24 protein-coding genes are annotated in these 26143 nt (G+C 34.8%); 13 read left to right on the top strand and 11 right to left on the bottom strand.

Going from position 1 to position 26143, the window contains the following annotated elements; all coding sequences use genetic code 11:
- Nucleotides 1-56: 56 nt before the first annotated feature.
- Together AC000W_RS04700 and AC000W_RS04705 are read left to right on the top strand one after the other, a co-directional pair.
- Nucleotides 57-1202: a vWA domain-containing protein gene (locus AC000W_RS04700; RefSeq protein WP_474746478.1), complete on the top strand. Its 1146-nt coding sequence runs from the start codon at nucleotides 57-59 to the stop codon at nucleotides 1200-1202.
- Nucleotides 1203-1276: 74 nt separating this feature from the next.
- On the top strand, nucleotides 1277-2737 hold the full coding sequence (locus AC000W_RS04705; RefSeq protein WP_474746479.1) for a magnesium chelatase: 1461 nt from the start codon (nucleotides 1277-1279) through the stop codon (nucleotides 2735-2737).
- A gap of 146 nt (nucleotides 2738-2883) precedes the next feature.
- Here the strand turns inward: AC000W_RS04705 and AC000W_RS04710 are convergent, their stop codons facing one another.
- The 6 genes from AC000W_RS04710 to AC000W_RS04735 form a co-directional block, all read right to left on the bottom strand.
- Entirely contained in the window at nucleotides 2884-3960 is a 1077-nt protein-coding gene (locus AC000W_RS04710; protein ID WP_474746481.1) for a nuclease-related domain-containing protein, read from the bottom strand.
- Nucleotides 3961-4238: 278 nt separating this feature from the next.
- Nucleotides 4239-4841, bottom strand: coding sequence for a YkgJ family cysteine cluster protein (locus tag AC000W_RS04715; protein ID WP_474746482.1), 603 nt, complete (start codon nucleotides 4839-4841; stop codon nucleotides 4239-4241).
- 152 nt (nucleotides 4842-4993) lie between these two features.
- Nucleotides 4994-7246: a xanthine dehydrogenase family protein molybdopterin-binding subunit gene (locus AC000W_RS04720; RefSeq protein WP_474746484.1), complete on the bottom strand. Its 2253-nt coding sequence runs from the start codon at nucleotides 7244-7246 to the stop codon at nucleotides 4994-4996.
- Between the two features lie 50 nt (nucleotides 7247-7296).
- Nucleotides 7297-7758: a (2Fe-2S)-binding protein gene (locus tag AC000W_RS04725; RefSeq protein WP_474746485.1), complete on the bottom strand. Its 462-nt coding sequence runs from the start codon at nucleotides 7756-7758 to the stop codon at nucleotides 7297-7299.
- A 285-nt stretch (nucleotides 7759-8043) separates the two neighbouring features.
- Nucleotides 8044-9531: a sensor histidine kinase gene (locus AC000W_RS04730; protein WP_474746486.1), complete on the bottom strand. Its 1488-nt coding sequence runs from the start codon at nucleotides 9529-9531 to the stop codon at nucleotides 8044-8046.
- Nucleotides 9528-10226, bottom strand: coding sequence for a response regulator transcription factor (locus AC000W_RS04735; RefSeq protein ID WP_474746488.1), 699 nt, complete (start codon nucleotides 10224-10226; stop codon nucleotides 9528-9530). The genes AC000W_RS04730 and AC000W_RS04735 overlap by 4 nt, the downstream gene beginning before the upstream one ends.
- Nucleotides 10227-10464: 238 nt before the next feature.
- Between AC000W_RS04735 and AC000W_RS04740 the strand changes: the two genes are divergently transcribed.
- Nucleotides 10465-11334, top strand: coding sequence for an anti-sigma factor domain-containing protein (locus AC000W_RS04740; RefSeq protein ID WP_474746489.1), 870 nt, complete (start codon nucleotides 10465-10467; stop codon nucleotides 11332-11334).
- 79 nt (nucleotides 11335-11413) lie between these two features.
- Here AC000W_RS04740 and AC000W_RS04745 read toward each other — a convergent pair whose 3' ends face one another.
- Nucleotides 11414-11893 carry a hypothetical protein gene (locus AC000W_RS04745; RefSeq protein WP_474746491.1) on the bottom strand — a complete coding sequence of 160 codons (480 nt, stop codon included), beginning with the start codon at nucleotides 11891-11893 and terminating at the stop codon, nucleotides 11414-11416.
- A gap of 174 nt (nucleotides 11894-12067) precedes the next feature.
- Between AC000W_RS04745 and AC000W_RS04750 the strand changes: the two genes are divergently transcribed.
- The 3 genes from AC000W_RS04750 to AC000W_RS04760 are packed head-to-tail and all read left to right on the top strand — an operon-like array spanning nucleotide 12068 to nucleotide 14569.
- Nucleotides 12068-12862: a tRNA pseudouridine synthase A gene (locus AC000W_RS04750; protein ID WP_474746492.1), complete on the top strand. Its 795-nt coding sequence runs from the start codon at nucleotides 12068-12070 to the stop codon at nucleotides 12860-12862.
- A 38-nt stretch (nucleotides 12863-12900) separates the two neighbouring features.
- Nucleotides 12901-13776 carry an alpha/beta hydrolase gene (locus tag AC000W_RS04755; protein ID WP_474746494.1) on the top strand — a complete coding sequence of 292 codons (876 nt, stop codon included), beginning with the start codon at nucleotides 12901-12903 and terminating at the stop codon, nucleotides 13774-13776.
- Entirely contained in the window at nucleotides 13763-14569 is an 807-nt protein-coding gene (locus tag AC000W_RS04760; protein WP_474746495.1) for an alpha/beta hydrolase, read from the top strand. The genes AC000W_RS04755 and AC000W_RS04760 overlap by 14 nt, the downstream gene beginning before the upstream one ends.
- On the opposite strand, the gene cysM is transcribed toward AC000W_RS04760, so the two are convergent.
- The gene (gene cysM / locus AC000W_RS04765; RefSeq protein ID WP_474746497.1) at nucleotides 14562-15446 is read right to left on the bottom strand and encodes a cysteine synthase CysM; all 885 of its coding nucleotides are present in this window, start codon (nucleotides 15444-15446) and stop codon (nucleotides 14562-14564) included. The genes AC000W_RS04760 and cysM overlap by 8 nt on opposite strands.
- Complete coding sequence (gene epsC, locus AC000W_RS04770; RefSeq protein WP_474746498.1) at nucleotides 15436-16230, bottom strand: serine O-acetyltransferase EpsC; 795 nt, start codon at nucleotides 16228-16230, stop codon at nucleotides 15436-15438. The genes cysM and epsC overlap by 11 nt, the downstream gene beginning before the upstream one ends.
- Before the next feature lie 95 nt (nucleotides 16231-16325).
- Between epsC and AC000W_RS04775 the strand changes: the two genes are divergently transcribed.
- Entirely contained in the window at nucleotides 16326-17006 is a 681-nt protein-coding gene (locus tag AC000W_RS04775; RefSeq protein WP_474746499.1) for a DUF2461 domain-containing protein, read from the top strand.
- On the opposite strand, the gene AC000W_RS04780 is transcribed toward AC000W_RS04775, so the two are convergent.
- The gene (locus AC000W_RS04780) at nucleotides 16998-17405 is read right to left on the bottom strand and encodes a glyoxalase (protein ID WP_474746501.1); all 408 of its coding nucleotides are present in this window, start codon (nucleotides 17403-17405) and stop codon (nucleotides 16998-17000) included. The two genes, AC000W_RS04775 and AC000W_RS04780, sit on opposite strands and share 9 nt — an antisense overlap.
- Before the next feature lie 129 nt (nucleotides 17406-17534).
- On the opposite strand from AC000W_RS04780, the gene AC000W_RS04785 reads away from it, so the two are divergent.
- Complete coding sequence (locus tag AC000W_RS04785) at nucleotides 17535-18431, top strand: DUF72 domain-containing protein (RefSeq protein ID WP_474746502.1); 897 nt, start codon at nucleotides 17535-17537, stop codon at nucleotides 18429-18431.
- Nucleotides 18432-18474: 43 nt separating this feature from the next.
- On the top strand, nucleotides 18475-18882 hold the full coding sequence (locus AC000W_RS04790; RefSeq protein ID WP_474746503.1) for an acyl-CoA thioesterase: 408 nt from the start codon (nucleotides 18475-18477) through the stop codon (nucleotides 18880-18882).
- Here the strand turns inward: AC000W_RS04790 and AC000W_RS04795 are convergent.
- Nucleotides 18879-20156: a dipeptidase gene (locus AC000W_RS04795; RefSeq protein WP_474746505.1), complete on the bottom strand. Its 1278-nt coding sequence runs from the start codon at nucleotides 20154-20156 to the stop codon at nucleotides 18879-18881. The two genes, AC000W_RS04790 and AC000W_RS04795, sit on opposite strands and share 4 nt — an antisense overlap.
- A 194-nt stretch (nucleotides 20157-20350) precedes the next feature.
- Between AC000W_RS04795 and AC000W_RS04800 the strand changes: the two genes are divergently transcribed.
- The 4 genes from AC000W_RS04800 to AC000W_RS04815 all read left to right on the top strand — a co-directional run bounded on the left by AC000W_RS04800 (nucleotide 20351) and on the right by AC000W_RS04815 (nucleotide 26139).
- Entirely contained in the window at nucleotides 20351-22090 is a 1740-nt protein-coding gene (locus tag AC000W_RS04800) for an ATP-binding protein (protein WP_474746506.1), read from the top strand.
- Between the two features lie 12 nt (nucleotides 22091-22102).
- A complete protein-coding gene (locus AC000W_RS04805) occupies nucleotides 22103-22480 on the top strand; it encodes a response regulator transcription factor (RefSeq protein ID WP_474746508.1) in 378 nt (125 codons plus the stop codon).
- 195 nt (nucleotides 22481-22675) lie between these two features.
- A complete protein-coding gene (locus AC000W_RS04810; RefSeq protein ID WP_474746509.1) occupies nucleotides 22676-24709 on the top strand; it encodes a hypothetical protein in 2034 nt (677 codons plus the stop codon).
- Nucleotides 24710-24762: 53 nt separating this feature from the next.
- Complete coding sequence (locus AC000W_RS04815; RefSeq protein ID WP_476658666.1) at nucleotides 24763-26139, top strand: glycosyltransferase family 2 protein; 1377 nt, start codon at nucleotides 24763-24765, stop codon at nucleotides 26137-26139.
- Nucleotides 26140-26143 lie beyond the last annotated feature (4 nt).

Raw genomic sequence — 26143 nt, forward strand, 5'->3', positions numbered from 1 at the left:
GTTAAGTTTTATCTAAAAGCCCTACTAATAAACGTATTTGTCTTAAATTTATATTTATGGTAAAGAATTTAAGGAAAGGCTTTAGGTTTTCTAATTATAAAGCGCCAGACCAATCTCCCTTTGAAAAACTCTTTGAGATTTTCCAGGAGCTCATTACCCATACTTCTGGGGATGTGGATGAGGCTTTGGATTGGTTGCGTGAGCTTGACAAGGAATATGAATTGACCGATGATGACTATACCATAGATGACTTTATTGAAGATTTAAAAGCAAAAGGATACTTACAGGAAGAATTTGAGGATGGTGGTAGCGATGGTGATGGTGAAGAAGGGGAAGGCGGCAGCCTTTCCATAACTGCAAAAATGGAACGACTGATTCGCCAGCGCGCTTTGGAGCAGATTTTTGGAAAATTGAAACGAAGTGGTTCTGGAAATCATAAAACTGGAAAATCGGGCAGGGGAGATGAGCATATGGGCGAGTATAGAGAATATAGATATGGCGATTCCTTAGAGCGAATCTCTATGACGGAAAGCCTTAAAAACGCTCAAATTAACCATGGCTTAGGAGATTTTTCTTTAAGTGAAGAGGATTTGGTGGTAGAAGACACCCAGTACAAAGCCCAAATGAGCACGGTGTTGATGATAGATATTAGTCATAGTATGATTCTCTATGGGGAAGACCGGATTACACCTGCAAAGAAAGTGGCCATGGCTTTGGCAGAATTAATCACCACTCGTTATCCCAAGGACACCTTGGATATTTTGGTGTTCGGTAATGATGCCTGGCCCATTCCCATAAAAGATTTGCCTTATTTAAAAGTAGGGCCTTACCATACCAATACGGTTGCAGGCTTGCAATTGGCAATGGATATGCTGCGTAGAAAGAGAAATACCAACAAGCAGATTTTTATGATTACAGATGGAAAACCAAGTTGTTTACGGTTACCAGATGGCACCTATTATAAGAACAGTGTTGGGTTGGATGAGCATATTGTGGAAAAATGCTATGCCATGGCACAACAAGCAAGAAAGTTGCACATTCCCATTACTACTTTTATGATTGCAGAGGACCCTTATTTAATGCAATTTGTACAAGAATTTACCAAGGCCAATAAGGGAAAGGCATTCTATACGGGACTTAAGGGATTGGGAGAAATGATTTTTGAAGATTATGAAACCAATAGGAGGAAGAGGTTGAAGTGACAGTTTTCAGGAGGCAAGAAACCACCAGAAATAAATTAGATTCCGCATCAAGTGCGGAATGACAAAAAATAAATATGAAAGAAAACATAAAAACCCTTGGCGAACTCAAAAAAGCCAAGTACCAGAGTAAAGGCATAAAGGATGAATTACGAGATAACCTTATTAAAAAAATAAAGGCCGGTGAAACCGTTTTTAAAGGCGTTTGGGGTTATGAAAATTCTGTTGTCCCAGAACTGGAAAGAGCCATACTTTCTCGTCACAATATAAACCTATTGGGGTTGCGCGGACAAGCAAAGACACGTTTGGCAAGGCTCATGGTTGGATTGCTGGATGAATACATTCCCGTTGTGGAAGGCTCAGAGATTAATGATGACCCTTTTAACCCTATTTCTAGGTATGCAATGGAATTAATAAAAGAGAAAGGGGATAAGACTCCTATTTCTTGGTTGCACAGAGATGAACGTTTTTATGAGAAACTGGCAACACCAGATGTTACTGTGGCAGATTTAATAGGCGATGTAGACCCCATAAAAGCTGCCAACTTAAAATTATCGTATGCTGATGATAGGGTCATTCACTTTGGGATGATTCCACGGGCCAACCGTAGTATTTTTGTTATCAATGAACTGCCCGATCTACAGGCACGTATACAGGTTTCGTTGTTTAATATTTTGCAGGAAGGGGACATTCAGATTCGTGGGTTTAAATTGCGATTGCCATTGGACCTACAATTTATTTTCACTGCCAACCCAGAGGATTATACCAATAGGGGAAGTATTGTGACTCCGTTGAAAGATAGAATTGGTTCACAGATTCTAACCCATTACCCAGAAGATATAGCGACTGCCCGTAAAATAACAGAGCAAGAAGCCCAATTGGACAAACGACAAACGGATTTGGTACATGTACCAGATGTAGCCAAGGATCTATTGGAACAAATTAGTTTTGAAGCCCGTACAAGTGAGTATGTAGACGCCAAAAGTGGGGTAAGCGCCCGTATGAGTATTACCGCTTTTGAGAACCTGTTGAGTACAGCAGAACGAAGAGTTTTACTGAGTGATGAAAAATCCACAGCAGTTAGGTTAAGTGATTTTATGGGGTTAATCCCATCTATAACAGGGAAAATAGAATTGGTCTATGAAGGAGAGCAGGAGGGAGCAGATTCTGTTGCAGAAACCTTGGTAGAGGATGCCATTAAAACGGTATTCCCCAACTATTTTCCGAGCATTGCAAAATTAGAAAGGAAAGATGCCCCCAGTCCATATGATGAATTAATTAGTTGGTTTTTTAATAGTGAAGGTTTTGAACTTTTGGATGATAGTACAGACACCGAATACCAAAAATTATTGGATGGTGTTCCCCCATTAAACCAGTTGTTAAAAGAACACCAACCCAATGCTAACAAACAAGACCAGTATTTTTTAAAAGAACTTCTGCTTTGGGGATTGGTTACCCATAAAAAATTAAACAAACAACGCTTTACAAAAGGCTACCAGTTTAAAGATATGTACGGGAGTTTTATTAGTGGATTGTAATTAAGTTTTGTTCTTGACCCCCGCAATGATACTACGTTAGGAAAGGCATATCATTGAGACATTATTTATATACCACAAGTTAGCAATTATTCAATGGTCATTGCAGGTGATGATTATAGTCGGTCGTTGTTGGATAAAGTGCATATTTAAATTTTTAGTCTTTTCAAATGTTCAGCAATGCTTCTAACTTCTGATACATCAAATATGGGGTCAAAATAGTTAATGTAGCCATTTAACTCCTTTAATTTTTTTATGGCAACATGATTGAATTTTTCCTTGGGCCTATGGTTAATCATAGCTATTACATTTCTTATCGGCAGTTCTTTATTACCCCAATGATGTGGTTTAAGAACCCCGCTACCATAAGATTTGTTACTATTAAGAATGACAAATAGGGCATAGCTCATTCGCTGTATTTGTTTTATAGGTGATCTCAGATCTAACCGCTCGATGGATTCCTTACTCCAATTCTTAGTCTCAATAATAAAAATACCAGCCATGGTTACAAGAAGATGGTCAATTTGAATACTATATATACGGTCATTATCTTTTTTGTTATAAATCGGTGGATTGAAGGAAAGTGAAAAGTCATTGAATAGCACATCTGTATTTGATAATTTTTTTAATTCCTTAGCTACTAAATGCTCTCCGATTGCACCCGCAATTAAAGGATTAATATCACTCACTACTGATTTTACATATTCAAGCTTTTTAAACGCTGCAGCAAAACGTGCTGATATAATGGTTTCACTGTTGGAAGTATACTCATCAACCTTTTTCAATATTTCATTTAGGTGTTTTTTAGTTCTAAATGTCTGAAGCCACATTATGCCATAATAACCCTTATCCAGAATGAATTTTACACATAATAAGATTTGTAGCATGTACCAGTTGCCTAGTTCTACAATAGCATTTTTAGCTGAAGTAGATCTTAGTGTTCCGCACTTCATTTTTAGTTTTTTTACTCTTTGTTTGAGTCTTGCTTCGGAATCCGTTTTTATAGCATTGTATTTTTTTTGAAGATGAAATGCTTCAACTTGCAGGGTGTTTAGCTCAAGTTTAATATCCTGCTCAATCTTGTAGAATAGTTCTTCTTTCTCGTTCTCATAGTTTTTAATGAAATTATTTAGCTCACCAATAGAATTAAATCTTGAGATTCCTTTGCAATTTAAAGTTTCTCTAATCTTTTTTAAAGACTCTAATTGGCCGTAAACTAATGTCATGAATGAATATTGCTACTAACGTTTGGTATAAGAATCAATTGATGCTTTTTATCTACCGCTACTAAAACTAAGTTCAACTTATGCAACGAAGTTAGCCTTAATTTTCATGCGTATTAATGTCTATTTTCCTACTTTTTTCCAAAGTTATTAACTTTACTTCGTCATTACGAGCAAAAAAAATGGCGAATTAATCTTTTAATGGGTTCTAAATGTTAAACAGATTGCTTTACTGTGTCCGCAATGACGGTAGGCAGACTTTGTTCCTCACAATGAAGAGGCTAAACACACTTTTTTCCTAAATCTGGAAAAGGTCTGTATGCGTAATATTGCAGTACCTCTTCCAATGCCAGTTTAAGGGCTTTGTTTACGGGTACTATTATGTTTCCAAGGTGAAAATCTATTTGGTTTAATTGCATGTAATACTCAGTAAATACTGGCACAGACAATCCTTTTGTAATTGCTTCGGCAGTGGAATTATATTTATCTATTTGGCCTTCTTTAATAATTTTACACGTAGCCAATCTTAATTTTCCATATTTATCCGTATTGGCCGCAAAGCCAAACAACCTACATATTAAACCTCGGTATTTATAACTACTACATCGACCTTGGTCAATAACGGATAAAGGTTTATAGATCAAACAGGTTGGAGTATGTGTTTTATTAAGAGTACTGAGCATTTTTTCTGCTTCTCCATTTAAAAACAAATGAAAGGCCCACGGTAAAAATTCTAAGGGAGAAGCTTCTACATCTGGGTAGCTGCAACATTTTCCGCAACCAGAAACACATCCCAACCCTGATGTTTGTTGAAATTGAGCGCTTTCTTGCTCCAATTGATGAAAAAGCTTTTCCACCAATTGCACTCTACGCTCTATGGACATTGTTTTTTTTCGAAGGTAGTCTTATTAAAGCTCTGCGCTTTAATTTAATAGAGAAAAGAAAATAATTGACATAATATTTTTACAAAGGGAACGGCAATCTATTCCAAAACCATCTGCTTTAAACTACTTCCTTGGAATTTGTGACAGAATATCTATCCTAGAATTTTCTTGTCCCCAAAAAAGGGTTGTTGATAATGTCGTTCGCCGGTGGCTTTAAACAATGCATTTGCAACAGCACCAAAAACAGGAGGAAAAGGAGGTTCTCCCATTCCTGTAGGGCTAATTTCATTTTGCACAAAGTGAACATCAATTTCTTTTGGGGCTTCACTCATACGAATCATTCTATATTGGTGGAAATTATTTTTTTGGGGTACTCCGTCTTTAAAAGTCATTTCACCAAAAAGAGCATTGCCAATACCATCTGTAATGGCACCTTCTGCCATGTTTTTAGCAGCATCTGGGTTTACCACAATGCCACAGTCCACAGCACAGCATACTTTTTGCACTACAGGTTTGCCTTCTTCAATAGTTAAATCCAGCACATGTGCTGCATAGCTGTTATGACAAAAATATGCGGATACACCACGATTAGCATTTGCAGGGCTTTGTTCCCAATTTGATTTTTCTCTAACCAGTTCCAAAACACCGGCATAGCGCTCTGCATCATAGTCATTCTGCTCTCCAACCGGGTTTTCCTTAGCTCTTTTTAATAGATCCAAACGAAATTGTATAGGGTCCTTGCCAGCAGCTACTGCAACTTCATCTAAAAATGATTGTTCTGCGCCGGCCATAAAATTGGAACGAGGGGCACGGAACGCCCCTATGGTTATATTAGAATCAATAGACCATTCTTCTGCTAAATAATTATCTAAAGCCCCAGCTGGAAAACGATTCGCAAACAAAGGACTTTCTGGAATACCACCAGCTTTTATATGCAACGCTGTTAAATTATTGTTTTCATCCAATGCTGCCCTATATGTAGCTTCATATGTTGGGCGATAGATACCGTTGGTCATATCATCCTCCCGAGTGTAAATTAACTTAACAGGGGCATTTGCTTTTTGAGAAATCAGTGCAGCTTCCACTACATAGTGAGCATAAGCTTTGCGTCCAAAACCACCGCCCATTCGGGGCATTTCCATTTCAATGTTCTCTACAGGAATTCCTAAACTTGCCGAAATTGTGGGTAGAATAAAGTTTGGTATTTGGATTGGGGCCGCTATTTTTGCTTTATTCCCTTCTACGTGGGCAAATGCATTTAAAGGCTCCATAGAGTTATGTGCAAGAAAGGGAGCAGCATATGTACTCTCAATGATTTTTGCCGCATTCTTAAAGGCTTCCTCTGGATTGCCATCTTTACGAATTACTTTCCCGTCCTTACCTGCTAATTCCTTTATATTCATTGCGTGGCTGGTAGAGGACTCTAAGCCTGCAGGAATATTTTTTGTTACTTTTTGTCCAAAGTTGGTAACCGTTTCTGTATAAGCAGTTGTGGGTTGCCACTCAACTTTTAGTTTCTTTTTGGCTTGCATTACTTCCCATGTAGAGCTACCAACAACTGCTACTATTTCTGGGAAAGCATTGGTGTCAAAACCTCCTTTTGCAAAATCATCCTTATAACTTTTAATGGTAATTACATCTTTAATGCCTGGCATTGCTTTAGCTTCCGTATCATCTAGTGATTTCAAGGTCAAACCAAAAGCTGGGGGATGTTCAATCATAGCAATCAACATACCATTATATTGATAATCCAATCCAAACATAGGCTTACCGGTAACAATATCTTTTCCATCTACATTCTTTTTAGATGTACCAATAATGGTAAAGTCTTTTACTTCTTTAAGTTTTACTTCTTCGGGAATAGGTATGTTTGCTGCTGCTGAAGCCATTTCACCAAAGCCTGAAGATTTGCCACTAGCTTTATGGTGCAAGAGACCAGCTTCTGTAGTAATTTCTGTTGCGGGCACTTGCCATGCTTGTGCTGCAGCCGCAATCAACATATGTCTAGCAGATGCACCAGCCATACGCAATGGTTCCCATCTCATTCTAATTCCTTGACTGCCTCCCGTAAATTGAAAACCGTACTTTTCTGCATGATGGGGAGCTTGTTCTACCACTACATTTTTCCAATCCATATCCAATTCCTCCGCAACTAACATAGGCATTGAGGTTCTTACATTTTGACCAAATTCTGGATTGGGCGCATAAATGGTTACAACTCCATTATCGCCAATTTTTAAATATGAATTTATCTCGAACCACTCTTTGGGCATGGCCAAGACTTCCTCTTTTGTTTTGGATTGACAAGATGCAAGCCAGCTAAATCCCAGTATCATTCCGCCCCCGGCCAATGCACTTGATTTTAAAAATGAACGTCTACCTATTGATGTTTTTATTGTTGACATTTTTTGAATATTTTATCGTTGAATAAAGAATGGTTTTGGATTGCAAATTTTTATGACACCTTTTCTGCGGCAGTTTTTATTGCAGTTTTAATTCGCGTATAGGTGCCACACCTACAGATGTTACCGTTCATAGCTGTGTCAATTTCTGCATCACTTGGACTTGGGTTGTTTTTTAGTAAAGCAGTTGCGCTCATAATTTGACCTGCCTGACAATAACCACATTGAGGCACATCGTGCTCTAACCAAGCTTGTTGAACAGGGTTTTCTCCGTTTTCAGAAAGTCCTTCTATTGTAATTATAGCTTTATCACCAATAGCGGAAATAGGTAAAATACAGGAACGTGTTGCCGTACCGTCTAGATGAATGGTACAGGCACCACATTGCGCAATACCGCAGCCATACTTTGTTCCTGCCAATTTTAGATGATCTCTCAACACCCAGATGATTGGGGTTGTAGGGTCCATATCAATTTGATGAATTTCGCCATTAACTTTTAAACTAAACTTCGCCATCTTCTAATTTTTAATTTTCCTTTTATATTTTTAATTCTAGCACACATAGCTAAAATTTACTTTGTAGTAAAAACTTATGTTACTAAATTAACTTAAAATACTTAGTGAAGCTACCCATAAAAAGTTAATATTTTCTATACAAAAAATGTAAATAGAAGAGAAATACAAAAGCCACTCGAATGAGTGGCTTAAGCTTTCATAGCAACTTTTCCCGTTGCGGGTTTTGAACTCCATTACATATGGAACCCAAATTGATTCCTACCTATGTAGGAATGACAAAAGGTTTTAATATGCAGGCAAATTAAATATAAACGAACTTCCCTCTTTTGGTTTGCTCAATACCGTTATGGTGGTTTCGTGCAAATCCATTATTTTTTTAACAATGGCCAACCCCAATCCGTAACCCTGCTTTTTAGAACTCTTGTTTACTTGTTTGTATCTGTCAAAAATGTAAGGCTGTTCACTTAAAGGAATGCCAGTACCAGTATCAGCGATGCATATTTCAATATTCTTATCCTTTTTGTTCAAAGACATGGTCACTTTGCCTTTTGGAGCCGTGTACTTTAAAGCATTCTCAACTAAATTCTGTAGAGCACGTTCCACTAGACTTACATCTGCATAGACCATACAATTCTCCTCTGGGTTATTTAATTCCAAAGAAATTTCTTTTTTCTCCGCAATCACCTTGAATTTTGCTATTAAATCATGAGAGAGTTCCGTAATGGAAAAAGGTTCCTTTATGGGTGTTATCTGTTCAGCCTCTAGCTTTGAATACTCAAACAGTTGATTAATTTGACCAGAAAGCTTATCGATATTGTTATGGGTTATTTGTAAATATTCCTGTTTTTCTTCTTCTGTAAGCGTATCCTTTTTAATCTGCAAGGTTTCAATATACCCTTTCATTATGGCCAGTGGTGTACGTAAATCGTGGGACACATTGGCAATAAGTTCTCTACGGAGTGTATCTACAGACTGCATTTTATCTATGCTGCCAGTAATAGTGTCTGCCATTTCATTAAACGATTTGGCAAAAACTTCAATATCGGATTTTTCAGGGTTCTCAATACGTGCTGTTAAGTCACCTTCTTGAAATTTACGCACTGTTTTGGTCATAAGGCGCAGGTTTTTGGTCAAAAACCAAATACTCAAAATTCCTAATAATGCAGCAAATAACATCGTAAGAAACGTTGCACCAATACCCAGTTTTACAAAATATTGCGCTAGCATGTTTTGGCTTATCAATTGAAATTCTTCCCCAGCAAGAATAATATAGATATATCCTTTTCTACCGTCAACATCAAAAGGTGCTGCAGAAAATATTTTTTGTTCTTCGGGATTTCTTGGGTCATCACCTAAAACAAAGTTTTCCCCATTATCAGAAATAAAGGATTTAATTGGAGCTAAATCTACCTTTTTGGCAGCTTCATTTTCACTTGGGCTCAAGACAACGGAGTATTCCACTCTTCCATTGTTGTCCAAAAGATATACTTCTATGCTTCGGTTTACCGCCATCATATCGTGCATTAAATCCCCAAACAAGGGCTTATTTACACTACCATCATCCAGAAAGGGAGAGGCGTTTTGGAATTTTTCTTCAATTAAATGATTGGCAATATTTGCATTTAACTTTTGTGTAGTGGCTTGGTTGTATTTATTGGCAAAATAACCAGTAATAAATATATAGGAAGCACCCATTAAGATAATAATGAGAATAAAAACCAACCAAAGTTTCTTTATTAAATTGGGAGTAAGGGTTCTTTCTGTCTTGCTCATGATACCATGTCTTCGTTAAACTTATAACCAACTCCCCATGTGGTCAATACATAATTGGGGTTGGCCATATCCGATTCTATTTTAGCCCTAAGTCTATTAATATGAGAGTTTACAGTATGCTCGTATCCATCAAAATTATACCCCCAAATAATGTTTAACAATTCTGTTCTAGAATAGTTTCTTCCAGGATTGCTAGCCATAAGTACCAAAAGCTCAAATTCTTTTGGAGAAAGCTCAATTTTCTTTTTGTTCACCAACACTTTACGTTTATCAATATCAATCAAAAGATTTTCAAAAGCGAGTGCAGAGGAATCAGCATCATTTACTGTTTGTGCTCCTGTTCTACGCGTTACCGCCTTTATTCTAGCTAGTAATTCTCTAATACTAAAGGGTTTGGTAATATAGTCATCGGCGCCAATTTCCAAGCCCAATACACGGTCAATTTCCTCAGATTTGGCAGTAAGCATAATTACAGGTGTATTTTTCTTAGTACGGAGTTGTTTGCAAACTTCAACGCCGTCCATCACTGGCAAAGTTAAATCCAGTACAATTAAATCATACTCATTTTCCAAAGCCATACGCAAACCGGTTTCACCATCCATGGCTACCGAAGTTTGGTAAATATGTCCAGTCAAATGAATTTCCAAGAGTTTTATAATTTCTTGGTCGTCTTCAATTATCAATATTTGCTTCATAATTATATACAAAGAGAATTAAAAAGTATCACATAACTATCACATAGGAATCTAGGCAATGGTGAATTACAATGTATCCAAAATAACTGGCTTTTACACAGCATCAAACTAAAATTGAACAAATCACCATCATAGAAGTCACAAAAGTATCATGAAACTTACGGGAGAATTTATATTTCTGTGATACCCTTGTTATGTTGCTGGGGTTAGTTTGCAGTATAACTTTAAAAAAATCAATATGAAAAATTTATTATTATTTGCGGGAGTACTTGCATTACTTACAAGTTGCCATAGAGGCAATGTGGACGATGAACCACCTATGTCTAACTTAACACTTAATCTTAGTGGTCTGGAAGATTTAGGAAGCGATTTTCTTTATGAAGGATGGATTATTGTTGATGGGGCACCGGTTTCCACAGGGACATTTTCTGTAAATGGAAATGGAGAATTATCTGAGACTATGTTCTCCTTAGATGCAGAAACACTTGAAAGCGCTACCAATTTTGTGCTTTCTATTGAACCAGTACCAGACCCTTCACCAGACCCAGCGCCAACAAAATTATTAATTGGAGAATTTAGTGGTGATACCGCAGCTGTATCTACAGGTACCGTAGCTGCTAGTTTTGACAGTATTGCTGGCGAGTACATTTTAGCCACGCCAACAGGAACAGGTGCCGATAATGAAAAATATAGTGGAATTTGGTTCTTGAACAACAGTTCTGGGAGTCCAATGGTTGGATTGGATTTGCCAACTCTAAATGATGGATGGAAATATGAAGGATGGGCAGTTATAGATGGTGTGCCAGTTACTACGGGAACATTTACAGCTGTAGATAATTTTGATGAAGCAGACCCATTTAGTGGTACAAACCCAGGACCACCTTTTCCAGGCGAAGATTTCTTGTACAATGCACCAAGTGGATTAACATTTCCTACGGATTTAAGAGGTGGAGTTGCTGTAATCTCAATAGAGCCGTTCCCGGACAATAGTCCAATGCCGTTTACCTTAAAGCCGCTTGCTGGAATGATACCAGCAGATGCTATGGGTGTTCAACAGCTTGGTGTTAATGTACCTGCAAGTTTTCCAACAGGAACCGTTAGTAGATAAATATTGAGTGTTAGTTTTTAATAATGAGAAAGCCCTATGAAATATCATAGGGCTTTCTAGGTTATAGTTAGATTGGTTATTAGTCCCAAGAATCAATACCATCGTTGTCATCAAACACATACTTTCCTACCAATTCTTTTCTATGCTTAAATGTGATAAATGTTAAGAACAGTAATAATAGGTATAGGTATAAGATGAATATTGCCATTGGTTTAAAAGTATTTGGCAACAATTGGTCTTTAAATTCGGTATAGCTCAATAGGTTATTAAAGGAATCGTATAATTTAAATAGGTATACAAAAAGGATTATGTAGAGTGCATACTCCAGATTTCGCATTTGTATATCTGTAGTCTCCATTTCCCTTATTTTAAACTGTATTACATAGATATATACAAAATGTACTATGCTAAGTACAGGGAAAATATAGTTGTCTGGTCTAAGAAAATAGAACTTGTTGGTATATATTCCATAGAAATTTAGCACTATTAAAATAAGTAGTACTATAATTGAGAGAAACATGCTTCTCTTCCATGAAAAAATACGTAAAAGGTAGTTCATATATTACGAGGCTTTTTAGAGTCCTTTCGATTTTAAAAACGTGGCCCTATATTTAATATTTCAAAAAATCGATGAAAGGATAGGAATGTTGGGTATGTCAAAAAACCTGTGGTCAAAAGCGGGGTTAAGTGTTAAAATCATATCTTGTTAAACCCTACATCAAGTAAATCTTATATGAATATAAAACGATATTACTATTTAGTAGAGCTTCAATTTTTGGGTTTTAGGTACAGTGGTTGGCAAAAACAACCTGGGCAGAAAACTATTGAAAGTATGCTTATAAAAACTTTAAAGTTTGTGCTTCCCAATACAAATTTTAAAGTGCTAGGGGCGGGGAGAACAGATTCCAAAGTATCTGCTTTAGATGCAAAATTTGAATTATTTGTTGATGAAAAGGCCATTGTGGATTTTGAAGAATTTCTTTTTGAATTCAACAAAAATCTTCCACCAGATATTAAAGCCTTAACAATTACCGAAGTAAATGCTGAGTTTAATATTATCCAACACAGTAAGTCCAAAGAATATATATACCTCTTTGCTTTTGGGCAAAAGAACCATCCTTTTTGCGCTCCATTTTTGGCCAATATCATAGAAGATTTAGATATTGAACTTATGAAGGAAGGAGCCAGACTTTTTATAGGGTTTCATGATTTTAAATCCTATACAGCTAGACCACAGGAAAATACTAATTTTAAAAGAACTGTTGCTAATTGCCAATTAAAAGAAAACAGCATTATAGCGGCTAATTTTTTTCCCAAAAAGAGTTATGCCCTACATGTGGAGGGAGAAGGATTTATTAGATACCAAATTCGTATGATTATGGGTGCTTTGATACTCTTAGGAAAAGGGGAGCTTAGTTTAGAGGATATTAAAAAATCATTATTGGGTGAAAATACCAATCAAATCCCATATGTGGCGCCAGGTTCTGGGCTTTTATTGAATAAGGTAGAGTTTCATGAAAAATCATAATTATTATTTTTTGTAATTTACTATCCAACTTCATTTCTATGAAAGATTGGTTATTTATTCTATTGCTAGTTGTGGGCATTTATGTATTAGTAAGTATTTTACTTTACTTTCTGCAGGACTATCTACTTTTTAAACCTGAAAAACTCTCCAAAGACTTTCAGTTTCATTATGATAACCAGGAAATAGAAGAATATAACATAACCACACGGGACGGGGCTACCATCAATGGATTGCTTTTTAAAGCAAAAGAATCTAAGGGTATTGTGTTTTATTTAAAGGGGAATTCCAAAAGTATAAAGGGATGGGGCAAATTTGCCGTTGATTTTACACGTCTTGGTTACAATGTACTAATGGTTGATTATAGAGGTTTTGGCAAAAGCACTGGAAGGCGTTCACAAAAGGCCATTAAAAGGGATTTACAGGTTATATATGATAAAATAAAAGAGAATGTGGCAGAAAAGTATATTATACTTTATGGGCGTTCTTTAGGTTCTGGTTTTGCCACGAAGCTGGCATCTATGAACAATCCCAGAATGTTAATATTGGATGCGCCTTATTATAGTCTAAGCAAGGTAGCAAAGAAATATATTCCCTTTATGCCATTGTCAGTTCTAATAAAATTCCCCATGCCAACCTATAAGTGGTTAAAATATGTAAACTGCCCCATACATATTATTCATGGTACGGATGATAAATTGATTCCCTATAAAACCAGTGTAAAACTCTCAAAAATAAAACCAAAACTATCTAGATTATATACTGTTATCGGCGGTGGACACAAAAATTTAAACACATTTGAATCATATCATAAAATGTTGATGGAAATTATAACCACCAAACCCGCAGAAGTGGATTTAGAGGGGAGCAGCATCCATGTAAGGCATTCAAAAAAACAAAAAAATGCAAAGGCTTAAGAAATTCCTTAAGTGGTTGTTTGCGCTATATCTATTGGTAACTACTATGCTATATTTTTTACAAGAAAAACTAATTTTTTTACCAACTGAGCTAGATCAAGAATACTCCTATTCTTTTTCCGACCAACATGACGAATTTTTTTTAACAGCTCCAGATGGAGCAAAACTAAATGCACTTCATTTTAAAACAGAAAACCCAAAAGGACTTATTCTTTATTTTCATGGTAATGCTGGAAACTTAGCAAGATGGGGAGAAATTACTTCTTCTTTTGTTGAAAAGGAATATGATGTTATTGTAATGGATTATAGAACCTATGGGAAAAGTACGGGCAAGCTTAGTGAACAAGCCCTATATGACGACGCTCAGTTATTCTATGACTATGCATTGCAGTATTATGCCGAGGATTCGATTATAGTTTATGGACGATCCTTGGGAACTGGTATTGCTACAAACCTTACATCAAAAAACAACCCTAACAAACTTATTTTAGAAACACCATTCGCTAGTTTAATGGATGTTGCAAAAAACCGATTTTCATTTTTGCCCTTAAAATGGTTGTTGAAATATAAATTTATGTCCATGGATTATATCCAAAATGTAAAATGTCCCATTACTATTTTTCATGGAACTGATGATAGGGTAGTACCGTATGATTCTGGGATAAAATTATATGAATCAATTCCGGGCAAAAACAAAAGAATGTATACCATTGTTGGTGGCCACCATAATAATTTGGTAGAATTTGAGAACTTTCAAATTGGAATTTCTGAAACTTTATACAGTGCTAACTAAATAGGTTGGAAGACAAATACCTATCGCCCTTATCACATACGATTGATACTATAACACCACTTTCCAGTGTTTCGGCCAAGCGTAGTGCGGCTGTAGCTGCACCACCACTGCTAACTCCACAGAATATACCTTCTTCTCTTGCCATTTTCACTGCCATATTGTTGGCATCAGCTTCGTTTACATCTAAAATTTTATCAACCTTATTAGGGTTAAATATTTTGGGTAAATATGCTTCTGGCCACCTTCGTATTCCAGGAATTCTTGAACCGTCTTCTGGTTGTACACCAACAATTTGCACATTAGGATTTACTTCTTTTAAGTATGTGGAAGTTCCCATGATAGTACCTGTAGTACCCATTGCAGAAACAAAGTGCGTTATTTTTCCATCAGTATCTTTCCAAATTTCTGGGCCTGTTGTTTTATAGTGAGCTTGCCAATTGTCATTATTAGCAAATTGATTTAGCATAATATAGCCATCATTTTTTACTTTGGATTCGGCATAATCCCTTGCTCCTTCAATCCCAATATCTGATGAAGTAAGAGTAACTTTTGCGCCATATGCCCTCATGGTCTGTACCCTTTCTTTTGTTGAATTCTCTGGCATTACCAATTCCATATCCAAACCATAAATACCAGCAATCATAGCCAATGCAATTCCTGTATTACCACTAGTAGCTTCTATGAGTTTGGAATTTTTATCAAAATCACCTCTTTCCAAACCAGCTTTTATCATGTTAAAAGCAGGTCTATCTTTAACACTGCCTCCAGGGTTATGCCCCTCTAGTTTAAAATATAGGGTAACATTGGGGTTTTGATTCAACACCCTAGATTTCACTAAGGGAGTATTACCAATTAAATCCAGAATATTATGAGACATGAGACTGGGTTTTAATTTTAATTTCTGAAGTATGATAAACTGTTGAGTTTTTAGGGACAGAACTTGTTATCCATGCATTACCTCCAATTATGGAATTCTCTCCAACTATGGTTTCTCCCCCTAAAATGGTGGCATTGGCATAAATGGTGACATTAGATTCTATAGTTGGATGGCGCTTTGTCTTTTGAAGATTTTTGGCAACATAATGTCCTCCCAAAGTTACACCTTGATATATTTTTACATCATTCATTATTATAGCAGTCTCGCCAATCACTACTCCAGTTCCATGATCAATATGAAATGAATCCCCAATTGTAGCACCAGGATTAATGTCCACTCCTGTTTGCCTGTGTGCGTATTCCGTCATTAGACGTGGCACCAAAGGAAATCCATCTTTATAAAGTTCATGAGCCAATCTATAAATGGCAATAGCGTAAAAACCTGGATAGGCCATGTATACCTCTTCAATAGATAGGGAAGCTGGATCACAATTGACAGTAGCCTCTGCATCCATATTTAATTTTTCTAAGATGCTTGGCAGTCCAGAAACATATTTTTTCCAAAGCTCAGAGCATGGTTTTTCAACATCCCAACATGCCAAATTTGTTAGTTCATCAAAAAGAGCTTCAAGTTTTTTTAAATTTTCTTCAACAGGCGTATCAATATCAAAAAGAGTGTAAAAAAGGGTATTGGCAAATACTTCCGTTTTTTCCTTTAAGCAATACCTTAAATTAGGCTGTTTCTTATGAAGAATTATTTTATCGATTGTAGATTTTATATCCATCTTAGGTTACATTGTTATTCAAAATTAACCATTATTTCAAAAGCAATACTTCCAAAAGGGTTAACTTTAGCATAAAATATTTATTGCTAAGTCGTATGAACAACCCAGTTATTACCAAGGATGCCCTTAATTTTTTAAGCCAGTTACAGAAAAACAATACGCGAGAATGGTTTACAGACCATAAAACTGAGTTTAAGGAACATGAAACCAACATCAAAGCATTCTTTAGCATTTTAATGGATAAATTGAATGTACATGATGAAATAGAGAAAATGAAAATGTTTCGTATTTATAGAGATGTACGTTTCTCAAAAGATAAAACACCTTATAAATCCCATTTTGCCGGTTCCTTCTCTAGGTCTGGGGCTAGATTAAGAGGTGGCTACTATCTACAAATAAAAAACAATGAATCTTTTATTGCAACGGGGTTTTGGGAGCCAAATAAAGAAGACTTGTTCCGAATTAGAAAAGAACTTGAATTGGATGCTACTGATTTTAGGAAAGTAATTGGTAATGAATCCTTTAAAAAAGTATGGGGAGAGGTAAAAGGTGATGCTTTAAAGACTGCACCTAAAGGGTTTGATAAAGAAGACCCTAATATTGATTTGATTAGGATGAAGCAATTTATTTTTGTGAAGAATTTTACCAATAAAGAAGTTCTGTCTCCTGATTTTGTTAATGATGTAAATGATTCCTTTAAAGCTATTAGGCCTTATTTTGATTTAATGAGCGATATTTTAACCACTAATTTAAATGGGGAGTCGTTATTAGACTAAAACTGGTTCATCAAAAAACTGAATCTGATCTTTTAACCGTTCTATAACCATATTCATCATTCTCTTGTTCAGTGCCGAAGAATTCTGAATATATATTCTATATTCTTCAACGGTGAATTGACCAATGACCATTCCTTTAAGAGAATTTCTAAATTTTATATCCTTTTGAATGGCATTTTCAATATAAACCATCTTTCTTTCAATAGATAACTCCAAGAAAGAATTCTTATGCTTCTTAATATAATTTCTAAAAGCAACCTGAAATAAGTCATTCTGAAACTTAATAATGGGTCTAATAGTTTCATTCTGAAACCGTTCATTATCGCTCATTTGCTCTGTTAAACTATTTGTGGAAATCTGCGGGCGAATCTTTAATAGATCTTGGGACCTAGAGTTCATTTGTGAAGTTTTATTAAAGATAGCCAATAGTGATTTCCCAAATTTCTTAATATAAATTAGTTTTTAACGAGGTTATAAACAAAAACTTGACTAGATTTTAGTTTGTATTTTTAACATAAAATATGCCAAATGAAGTTCGGAAAAGTTGACCACCCAGAATTAGTAGATTTCTGCATTCCAAAGGACCACCCTGATACTGAGGTTCTTTTGTCAAAATTAAATAAGGAATCCCAATTAAATGTTTATGTAGGCTGTGCAAAATGGAACAGACAAGATTTAAAGAACTTCTATCCAAGGGGAACAAAAGATGAATTGGTTTATTATTCTTCACAGTTTAATTCAATAGAACTAAATGCTACATTTTATAGAATATTTCCTGAAGAACAATATGATAAATGGTATGATAAAACACCTGATGATTTTAAATTTTTCCCTAAAATATCACAGGATATAAGTCATTTAAGAAGACTAAATGAAAAAGTATACCCCATAGTTGACAGGTATTTAGATGTAACTAGCCATTTAAAAGAAAAGTTAGGAACAATCTTTTTGCAAATGCATGGTAATTTTGGACCAAAAAACTGGGATAGGGTAGTGCAATTTGTGGAATATTGGCCCAAAGAGTTCCCTCTGGCAATGGAGTTTAGACATACAGATTGGTTTACCAATGAAAAAGTAGCTGAAGAACTGTATCATTTATTAGAAGAAAATAACATAGCAAATATTTTAGTAGATACTGCTGGTAGAAGGGATATTATGCATATGCGCCTAACCAATAATGAAGCTTTTATACGCTACGTTGGAGCAAATCATGAGACGGATTATTCCAGATTGGATGATTGGATAGATAGGTTGTACCAATGGAAAACCAAAGGGCTTAGTAACATTCATTTTTTTGTACACCAGAACATGGAGTTAGAGTCTCCATTATTATCGGCATATTTTATTGGAAAATTGAACAAAAAATTAGGGTGTAACCTACAAATTCCAAAAACGCTTCATGATTCCAATAATAAGTTGTTCTAATTCTTATTGATAGTCTAAATTTGTATTATCAAATTCATGTAATATGAGATTTCATACTAGAAAATTAGTGAAACCAGGGGACTTAAATGCCAATGAAACATTGTTTGGAGGCGCCGTCCTAGCTTGGATAGATGAAGAAGCAGCCCTTTATAGTATAATACAATTAGAAAATAAAAAGGTAGTTACCAAATACATGTCAGAAATCAACTTTATGAGTAGCGCTCATAGAGGCGATATTATTGAAATTGGAGTAGCTGTTGTTAAGTTTGGAAAATCTTCACTTACCTTAAAATGTGAAGTCCGTAATAAAATGACACTTGAGACCATTGTTACGGTAGATAACATTATTATGGTAAATTTAGGAGAAGATGGAAAACCAAAAAATCACGGGAAAACCAAAATAGAATATGTTAAGGACAGAATAGCCAAAGAAGAGGAGAAACCTACTTAATTTTGGGCAATTGCTTGTACTTCATCCAATACTCTTAATAGATTACCACTCCATAATTTAGAGATTTCCTCTTCAGTATATCCTCTTTTTACGAGCTCTAATGTTACATTAAAAGTTTCTGAGGCATCCGACCAACCATCTATACCACCACCACCATCAAAGTCGGAGCTAATACCTACATGGTCAATTCCAATCAATTTTACCATATAATCTATATGGTTTACAAAATCTATAACACTTACTGCAGGAGGTGCATTTTCATCATTTGCAACTAACTCCTCTGCCATTGAAGTCACTTTGCGGTAATTTTGGAAAAATGATACTCGTTGTTCATCAGTTAAACTACCAAATTGGGAACGTTCATACCAATCAATTTCTAAAGAGTCAGCTACCTTTTTATAAACACCTCGCATAAAATCGGCTCTTTTATCATTTTTCTCAGTATTTAAGTATGAGCTAAAAGCAACCGTTTGTACAACTCCTCCATTTTCTTTCATCATCATCAATTGCTCATCATCTAAATTTCTACTATGTCCACATAATGCTCTGGCCGAGGAATGCGATGCAATTATAGGTGCTTTGGATAGGGCAATCATTTGCTTCATAGCTTCCTTGGATGGGTGAGACACGTCTATCATTATTCCAAGTCTGTTCATTTCTTTAACTGCTTCTTTGCCTAATTCACTTAGGCCATTGTGCAACCATACACTATCCAATTCTCCAGTGTTAGAATCAGAAAACTGACTATGACCATTATGTGCTAAGGAAATATAGCGAGCACCCAGTTGGTGGTACTTTTCAAAATTGGACAAATCCTCTCCCATGGGATAGGCATTTTCAACACCAATCATGGCAACTTTTTTACCAGCTTCTTGTATTCTTCTTACATCACTAGAAGTAAGTGCCAATTCTATTTGGTCAGGGGCAATTTCTTCACACAGCTTATGAATGGCAGCAAATTTGGCCATAGCATTTTCTGAAGCCTTTGCATATCCTTCATCTGTAAGAGTATCTTGCCCTGTATATACTATTAGCCACGCAACATCTAAACCACCCTCTTCCATTTTAGGCAAATTCACTTGCGTACTTAGCCTTTGAGTATAATTAATGCTGTCTGTAAAGTTGCTTACATTAATGTCATCATGGGTATCTAAGGTGATAACTTTATTATGAATTTCCATGGCCATTTCTTCAATAGAAACTTCTTCTTTCTTTTCAGCCTCTGCACAAGAAAGCATAGACAAAATGCAAATTAATCCGATAAACTGCTTCATACTGTATGTTTTTACACCTACAAAATAGTCATTTTGACAACATAAAAGGGCATATAGGGAACATTTAATTGCCTACTCTATACCTATTATAGACTTTTATTAAAAACCTACTAGTTTTCTTAGGTAAATCTCATTTTAAACTGAGAAATAATTATGATTATTCAAAAGAACAAAAGCTAAAATATAGCACCCAAATGTCCAACAAATCCAAAAACCTATTCTCCCATTTAACAGATTTAGAAATTGAGCTGAATAATTTTTCGTTTGAAGAACTAACGGCAGATGAAGCTACTGAGTTAAAAAAGGCATTTAAGACATTCAAAAATGATGTTGATACTAAATTCTTTGGCAATGATAAGGCAGTAAGTCATTCAAAAAACATACACGCAAAAGATTCCAGTGAAGAGGCTATGCTTATTGCAAAAGTAAGTCATGAGATAAGAACTCCGCTAAATGGAATTATTGGTTTTACCGATCTTTTAAAGGAAACACCCCTAACAAAGACTCAAGAAAATCATGTTAATGCAATAGAATCTGCATCACAAACTCTATTGCATATCATAAATGAAATTTTAGAATATTCTAAAATTTCAACAAGTCTCAATAATGCCGAGTTAATTGAGTTTGATTGCCACAAGCTTATTAATGATGTTGCATACTTATGCAAGACCTTGATTGTAAACAAGAATATTGACCTAAAGGTGAAAATGGACAATACCATTCCAAAAATCCTGATAGGCGATCCATCCAAACTTTCACAGGTTTTATTAAACCTCATGGGGAATTCAATAAAATTTGTTGAGAATGGTTCCATTCAATTGACCATTACTCAAGTTGGATTAACAAATAACGATGTTTTACTGGAGTTTGATGTTACAGATACTGGCATAGGTATATCCAAAGAAAATCTTGGCCAAATATTTGATCCATTTAAACAAGTAGAGGAAAATGTATTCTCCAAATACGGAGGAACTGGCTTGGGATTAAACATTGTTAAACAAATAATAGAAAACCTTAATGGTGAAATTAGTGTCACCAGCAATCTTGGACAAGGAAGCACTTTTAAGTTTACACTTCCCTATTTAAAAAGCAGCAAAAAAAATCTTGTAAAAGAGTTAAAAAACACTGAAGAACAGGAAAAAAATGTTGAAGGCATGAAAATTCTTGTCTTTGAAGACAACACTCTAAACCAACAACTTATAAAGAATCGATTGGAAAATTGGAAGTGTGAAGTGTTCTTAACTGACAAGCCTATTTATGGCCTCAATATCCTTAAAAATCATAAAATAGATGTTGTTTTCATGGACCTTAGAATGCCTGTGATGGATGGCTTTGATATTACCAAAAAGATTAGGGCTAGTAAGGTAAATAATGCAAAGAATGTTCCCATTATAGCACTAACGGCTGATTTTTCAGTTAATGACAAGGAAAAGTGTGATAAATACGGTATAAACGATTTTATTCTTAAACCATATGCTCCAGATGAGCTATTAGACAAACTAATAGAATATAAAAATAAGCCCGAGGACGGAAACATTAAAATTCATACCACTCAAAATACTCAATCAATATCAGATAATGACACTCTAGTTAATCTAGATTCTGTATATAAAGACTGTATGGATGATATGGACATGCTAGAAGAATTAGTTGGTCTATTTAAACAAAATGCTTTGGAATTTATTGGAAATATCAAAATAGCTATTAAAAACAGTGACTTTACAGCAATTAAATTTTCTACCCATAAGACAAAGGCCGGTTTAAAAATGATGAAAACTTTTGGTCTTAGCAATATTGTTGAAAATATTCAGAATAATTGTAATACCATTCAAAATATAAAAGAGATAGAAAATTTACATAAAAGGTTTATCGAAGAATATTCTTTAGTGGAAATAGCAATTGATAGACAAGTACAAAAGTTGAAAGGGATTTAATGATGTATACAAATGATGCAAGAGAAAAAAAGGCTTCTTTTAGCCGATGATGATGAACTACTAGCTTCTTTAATAAGCTACAGGTTAGAAAAAGGTGGTTATGAAGTAACCCTAATGCGTGATGGAAAAGAGGTAAAAGACTTTTTACAAAGCAATACGCCAGACATTATTGTGAGTGATATTATGATGCCCTATTTTTCGGGCATTGAACTCATAGATTTTGTTCGTAATGACCTAAAATCAAGCATTCCAATTATTATAATTTCCTCTGCCGGTAATGAGGAAAATGTACTAAGTGCCTTTGAACTTGGCGCTAATGATTTCATTTCAAAACCCGTTAGTCCTTCCGAACTCCTTGTGCGTGTTGCAAGAGAGCTTAATAAAATATAGCATAGTATTAAAAACATTGGACTACATATCATCCCCCTAATAAGTCCTCCAAAGATTCATACAGATCTTTTGTGGGACCTTACTTGGTTATTTATTGGTCTAGGTGTGCTTTATTTTTCCTGTATTTTTTTCTTTAGAAATAGAATTTCAAAAAAAAATAAAGAAATAGCAGAAAAAAAGAGGCAGTTTTCTCCAATGATTAGTGAATTTTTGTTTTACGAAGAAAATGCTTCCAAAGAAGAAAAAATTAGCTATATAGATTTAAAAATTGAGATTAGAGAACTTCTAAAGGACGATTTTAATAGAAGTGTTCTTTCAGAAATTCTACTTGATCTACAGAAAGATGTATCTGGAAATACAGAAAAAAGACTTTTTAGGTTATACCAAGACTTAGGATTGCATCTAGATGCTTATAAAAAGCTAAAAAGTTGGAAATGGCATATAGTTTCTAAAGGAATTTTAGAGTTAACGCAAATGCAAGTTCAAGATGCCTATAGCTTCATTACCAAATTTATAAATGATAGAAGAAGTATTATAAGAAAGCATTCAGAAATAGCCACGGTAAGCTTAAAAAATGAAGGTGTAAATTATTTTTTGGATACAACTAAATACAAAATATCTGAGTGGCAGCAACTCAAAATTCTTGAAGTGTTAAGAAATTTCGAAGAATTTGAGCCCCCTAAATTTAATGCTTGGTTAACATCATCCAATAAAGATGTTGTGCTTTTTTCTTTAAGACTTATAAAGTATTATAACCAGAATGATGCTAATACCTCCATTATACAATTGATAAGACATAAAAACAATCAGATTAAGGAGGAAACAATTAATTGCATTAAGAAATTTTGTGTTTTTGAAGCTCTGCCAGACTTAAAAAAGGTTTTCTGGAAGTGCAATGTAGATATTAAGGTACTTATATTGGATACCATTGCTTCCATTGGGAGTGATGAGGAAATTTCTTTTTTAAAATTAGTAGAAAAAAAAGATTCCAATTTTATTATTAAAAGTAAAGCCCAAAGTGCTATAAATGCCATTGCGCCAGATACCATTTTACCAACCAAAGGATTAGAAGAAATAGTTTTGGAACAGTCTAACTTGGTTGAGGAGGAAGAAGCATCCAAAATAGAAGAAATTATAACTCCTCCTGTTCCCACAATTGAGGAAACAAATAGTATAAAAGCAATACAAACCAATAATCCTATCGAAATAGAAAAGGATTTGAAAGAAAAAGCAGCAGCAAAAGAAGAAGAAGAAGTAAACATTAACAACTTAGAAGTTTCTTATGAAGAAGTTTCTATAGAATCTCAAGATGATTCTATAGATGAAATCTTACTTGAAATTGATGATTCTCCAGAAGAGTTTGATAATGATGATTCTTCTTTTGAACCCGAAATTAATTTCTTACCAGTAGTTATTGATGATATTGAAGTTGAAGAAAACCAACTAGATGTAGAAAACAGCATATTACATAAACCAACAACAAACATATTTGATAACAACTTTTTTGAGCAAGACAACTATAATAAATTTTTACTGTTGGATACTATTGAAGATTTAGGAAGCCTTAAAGATTTAGAATTTTTGAACGAAATAATAGAGAAAGAAGAAAATTACGCCATTAAAGAAAGAGCAATAGGGATTTTTAATATTTTCTCAGAAAAAAGATATTCTGATATAAAAGAAGAAAACAGCCCACTAAATGAAAAAGCTGACAGTGGAGCAGATAGTATATTTAAGCAACTTTTTGCTGGGTGTGACAAAGAATCCAAATTAATTCTTTTAGATGAAATAGTTGAAGTAGGAGATAGGAAGGAAATTTCATTTTTAAATACACTTTTAATAAATGAAGACAAAGACATTAAAGAAAAGGCTCAATATGTTAAAAATGAACTGCTAAAAAGAGAACCAATTATTGATGGAAATACGGTTAATGAACATAACAAATCTCAAAATACAGTTGAAAACTTACATACTTCTCTTGTTCCGACTGACATTATATTAACACAATCCGTAGAATACAAGCCTTCTTTAAAAATAGAAAAGAAGGTAGAAAACAGTTCTAAAAATGAACATTTAATTCCATTGGAGTTTTGTTTTCTATTAGATGAACTAGAAATTGAATTGTCTGAACCATCTAGCTTGTTTGATATAGATTTTGAGCTTACACAAGAGTTCTATCAAAATCATGAAGATTTAAAAAAATCTAATAAGGGTAAAAAGAAAAAATGATGGACAGCGGTGTATTCAATATCATTTTAGAGTATATAAACATTGTCTTTTTAATGTTTACAGTAGTTCTATTTGTTATGTTTCTTTTCATGGGGTATTTATCCACAAGAAACTCCATTCATTATAAGAATAAAAACAGTTTTGGTGATTTGTCCAAAATTATGGTGTCACCATTGGCCCCTAGTATTACCATTATTGCTCCAGCATATAATGAAGGTCTTACCATTGTTGAAAATATTCGTTCATTAATGTCACTACGTTACGTAAACTATGAAGTAATGGTGGTAAATGATGGGAGCAAGGATGATACAATGACAAAAATGATTGAGGCCTATAACCTACATAAAATAGATCAAAAAATAGACCCAGATTGGAAAAGCAAACCTATTAGAGGTATATACAAGTCTTCTAACAAAGCTTTTTCCAAGTTAACAGTAATAGATAAAGAAAACGGCGGTAAATCTGACGCCTTAAATACAGGAATTGCACTTTCTAGTAATAGATATGTCGGTTGTATAGATGTGGATTGTTTGTTAATGCCTGATGCGTTGTTACATGTTGTAAAATCTTTTTACCAACGATCTGACAAACAGGTAATAGCAGTTGGCGGTGTAATTCGTGTAGCAAATTCATGTGAAATTTCTGGAGGACAATTGGAAAAAATAAACATTCCAAAAAACTGGCTGGCCCGATTCCAGTTGCTAGAATATACAAGGTCATTTATTTTAGGTAGAATGGCCTGGGGACGCATAGATAGTCTTTTGATTATTTCTGGTGCCTTTGGTTTTTTTGATAGGGAAATTGCAATGGCTGTAGGAGGATATGATACTAATACGGTAGGGGAGGATATGGAAATTATATTTAAAATGAGACGGCACATGCACAACCAAAAAATTCCTTATACCATTGAATACATGCCCGATTCGCTATGCTGGACAGAGGTTCCAGAAGATTTAAAAATATTTGTGAACCAGAGGGATAGATGGGCACGTGGAAACTTAGAAACCTTATTTAAACATAAGGATATGTTCTTTAATTCTAAATATGGGAGATTGGGGCTAATTAGTTACCCGTATTGGTTTTTTTATGAATGGTTAGCCCCTTTACTGGAATTCTTTGGATTTATAACTATCATAATTTTTATATATCTGGGAATACTTAATTGGGATTTTTTCATAGCGATTACGGCCACTATTTATATGTTTTCAATCATGTTCTCCCTTTATGCCATTTTATGGGACGTATATAGCTATAATGAGTATAAAAAAACAAAAGATATTTTGATTTTAATGTTCTGTGCCATTGTAGAACCCATAATATTTCACCCAATTGTTGTGTGCGCTGCAGTGCGTGGTAATTATAAAAAATTATTCAATATTAAATCAGGTTGGGGTTCACAAGTACGTAAAGGTTTTGCAAAAGCAGCATAAATTT

Source organism: Saonia sp. (assembly GCF_056326165.1).

Bases quoted from the DNA above. Each gene is read 5' to 3' on its own strand.
- cysM (WP_474746497.1), bottom strand. From the start codon at position 15,446: ATGTCTCATAATATTCTGGATTTAATTGGTAATACTCCCTTAGTGAAA.
- AC000W_RS04775 (WP_474746499.1), top strand. From the start codon at position 16,326: ATGAACAACCCAGTTATTACCAAGGATGCCCTTAATTTTTTAAGCCAG.
- AC000W_RS04800 (WP_474746506.1), top strand. From the start codon at position 20,351: ATGTCCAACAAATCCAAAAACCTATTCTCCCATTTAACAGATTTAGAA.
- AC000W_RS04730 (WP_474746486.1), bottom strand. From the start codon at position 9,531: ATGAGCAAGACAGAAAGAACCCTTACTCCCAATTTAATAAAGAAACTT.
- epsC (WP_474746498.1), bottom strand. From the start codon at position 16,230: ATGGATATAAAATCTACAATCGATAAAATAATTCTTCATAAGAAACAG.
- AC000W_RS04735 (WP_474746488.1), bottom strand. From the start codon at position 10,226: ATGAAGCAAATATTGATAATTGAAGACGACCAAGAAATTATAAAACTC.
- AC000W_RS04750 (WP_474746492.1), top strand. From the start codon at position 12,068: ATGAATATAAAACGATATTACTATTTAGTAGAGCTTCAATTTTTGGGT.
- AC000W_RS04760 (WP_474746495.1), top strand. From the start codon at position 13,763: ATGCAAAGGCTTAAGAAATTCCTTAAGTGGTTGTTTGCGCTATATCTA.
- AC000W_RS04755 (WP_474746494.1), top strand. From the start codon at position 12,901: ATGAAAGATTGGTTATTTATTCTATTGCTAGTTGTGGGCATTTATGTA.
- AC000W_RS04710 (WP_474746481.1), bottom strand. From the start codon at position 3,960: ATGACATTAGTTTACGGCCAATTAGAGTCTTTAAAAAAGATTAGAGAA.
- AC000W_RS04740 (WP_474746489.1), top strand. From the start codon at position 10,465: ATGAAAAATTTATTATTATTTGCGGGAGTACTTGCATTACTTACAAGT.
- AC000W_RS04795 (WP_474746505.1), bottom strand. From the start codon at position 20,156: ATGAAGCAGTTTATCGGATTAATTTGCATTTTGTCTATGCTTTCTTGT.
- AC000W_RS04780 (WP_474746501.1), bottom strand. From the start codon at position 17,405: ATGAACTCTAGGTCCCAAGATCTATTAAAGATTCGCCCGCAGATTTCC.
- AC000W_RS04785 (WP_474746502.1), top strand. From the start codon at position 17,535: ATGAAGTTCGGAAAAGTTGACCACCCAGAATTAGTAGATTTCTGCATT.
- AC000W_RS04700 (WP_474746478.1), top strand. From the start codon at position 57: ATGGTAAAGAATTTAAGGAAAGGCTTTAGGTTTTCTAATTATAAAGCG.
- AC000W_RS04725 (WP_474746485.1), bottom strand. From the start codon at position 7,758: ATGGCGAAGTTTAGTTTAAAAGTTAATGGCGAAATTCATCAAATTGAT.
- AC000W_RS04805 (WP_474746508.1), top strand. From the start codon at position 22,103: ATGATGCAAGAGAAAAAAAGGCTTCTTTTAGCCGATGATGATGAACTA.
- AC000W_RS04715 (WP_474746482.1), bottom strand. From the start codon at position 4,841: ATGTCCATAGAGCGTAGAGTGCAATTGGTGGAAAAGCTTTTTCATCAA.
- AC000W_RS04790 (WP_474746503.1), top strand. From the start codon at position 18,475: ATGAGATTTCATACTAGAAAATTAGTGAAACCAGGGGACTTAAATGCC.
- AC000W_RS04705 (WP_474746479.1), top strand. From the start codon at position 1,277: ATGAAAGAAAACATAAAAACCCTTGGCGAACTCAAAAAAGCCAAGTAC.
- AC000W_RS04720 (WP_474746484.1), bottom strand. From the start codon at position 7,246: ATGTCAACAATAAAAACATCAATAGGTAGACGTTCATTTTTAAAATCA.
- AC000W_RS04815 (WP_476658666.1), top strand. From the start codon at position 24,763: ATGTTTACAGTAGTTCTATTTGTTATGTTTCTTTTCATGGGGTATTTA.
- AC000W_RS04745 (WP_474746491.1), bottom strand. From the start codon at position 11,893: ATGAACTACCTTTTACGTATTTTTTCATGGAAGAGAAGCATGTTTCTC.
- AC000W_RS04810 (WP_474746509.1), top strand. From the start codon at position 22,676: ATGATTAGTGAATTTTTGTTTTACGAAGAAAATGCTTCCAAAGAAGAA.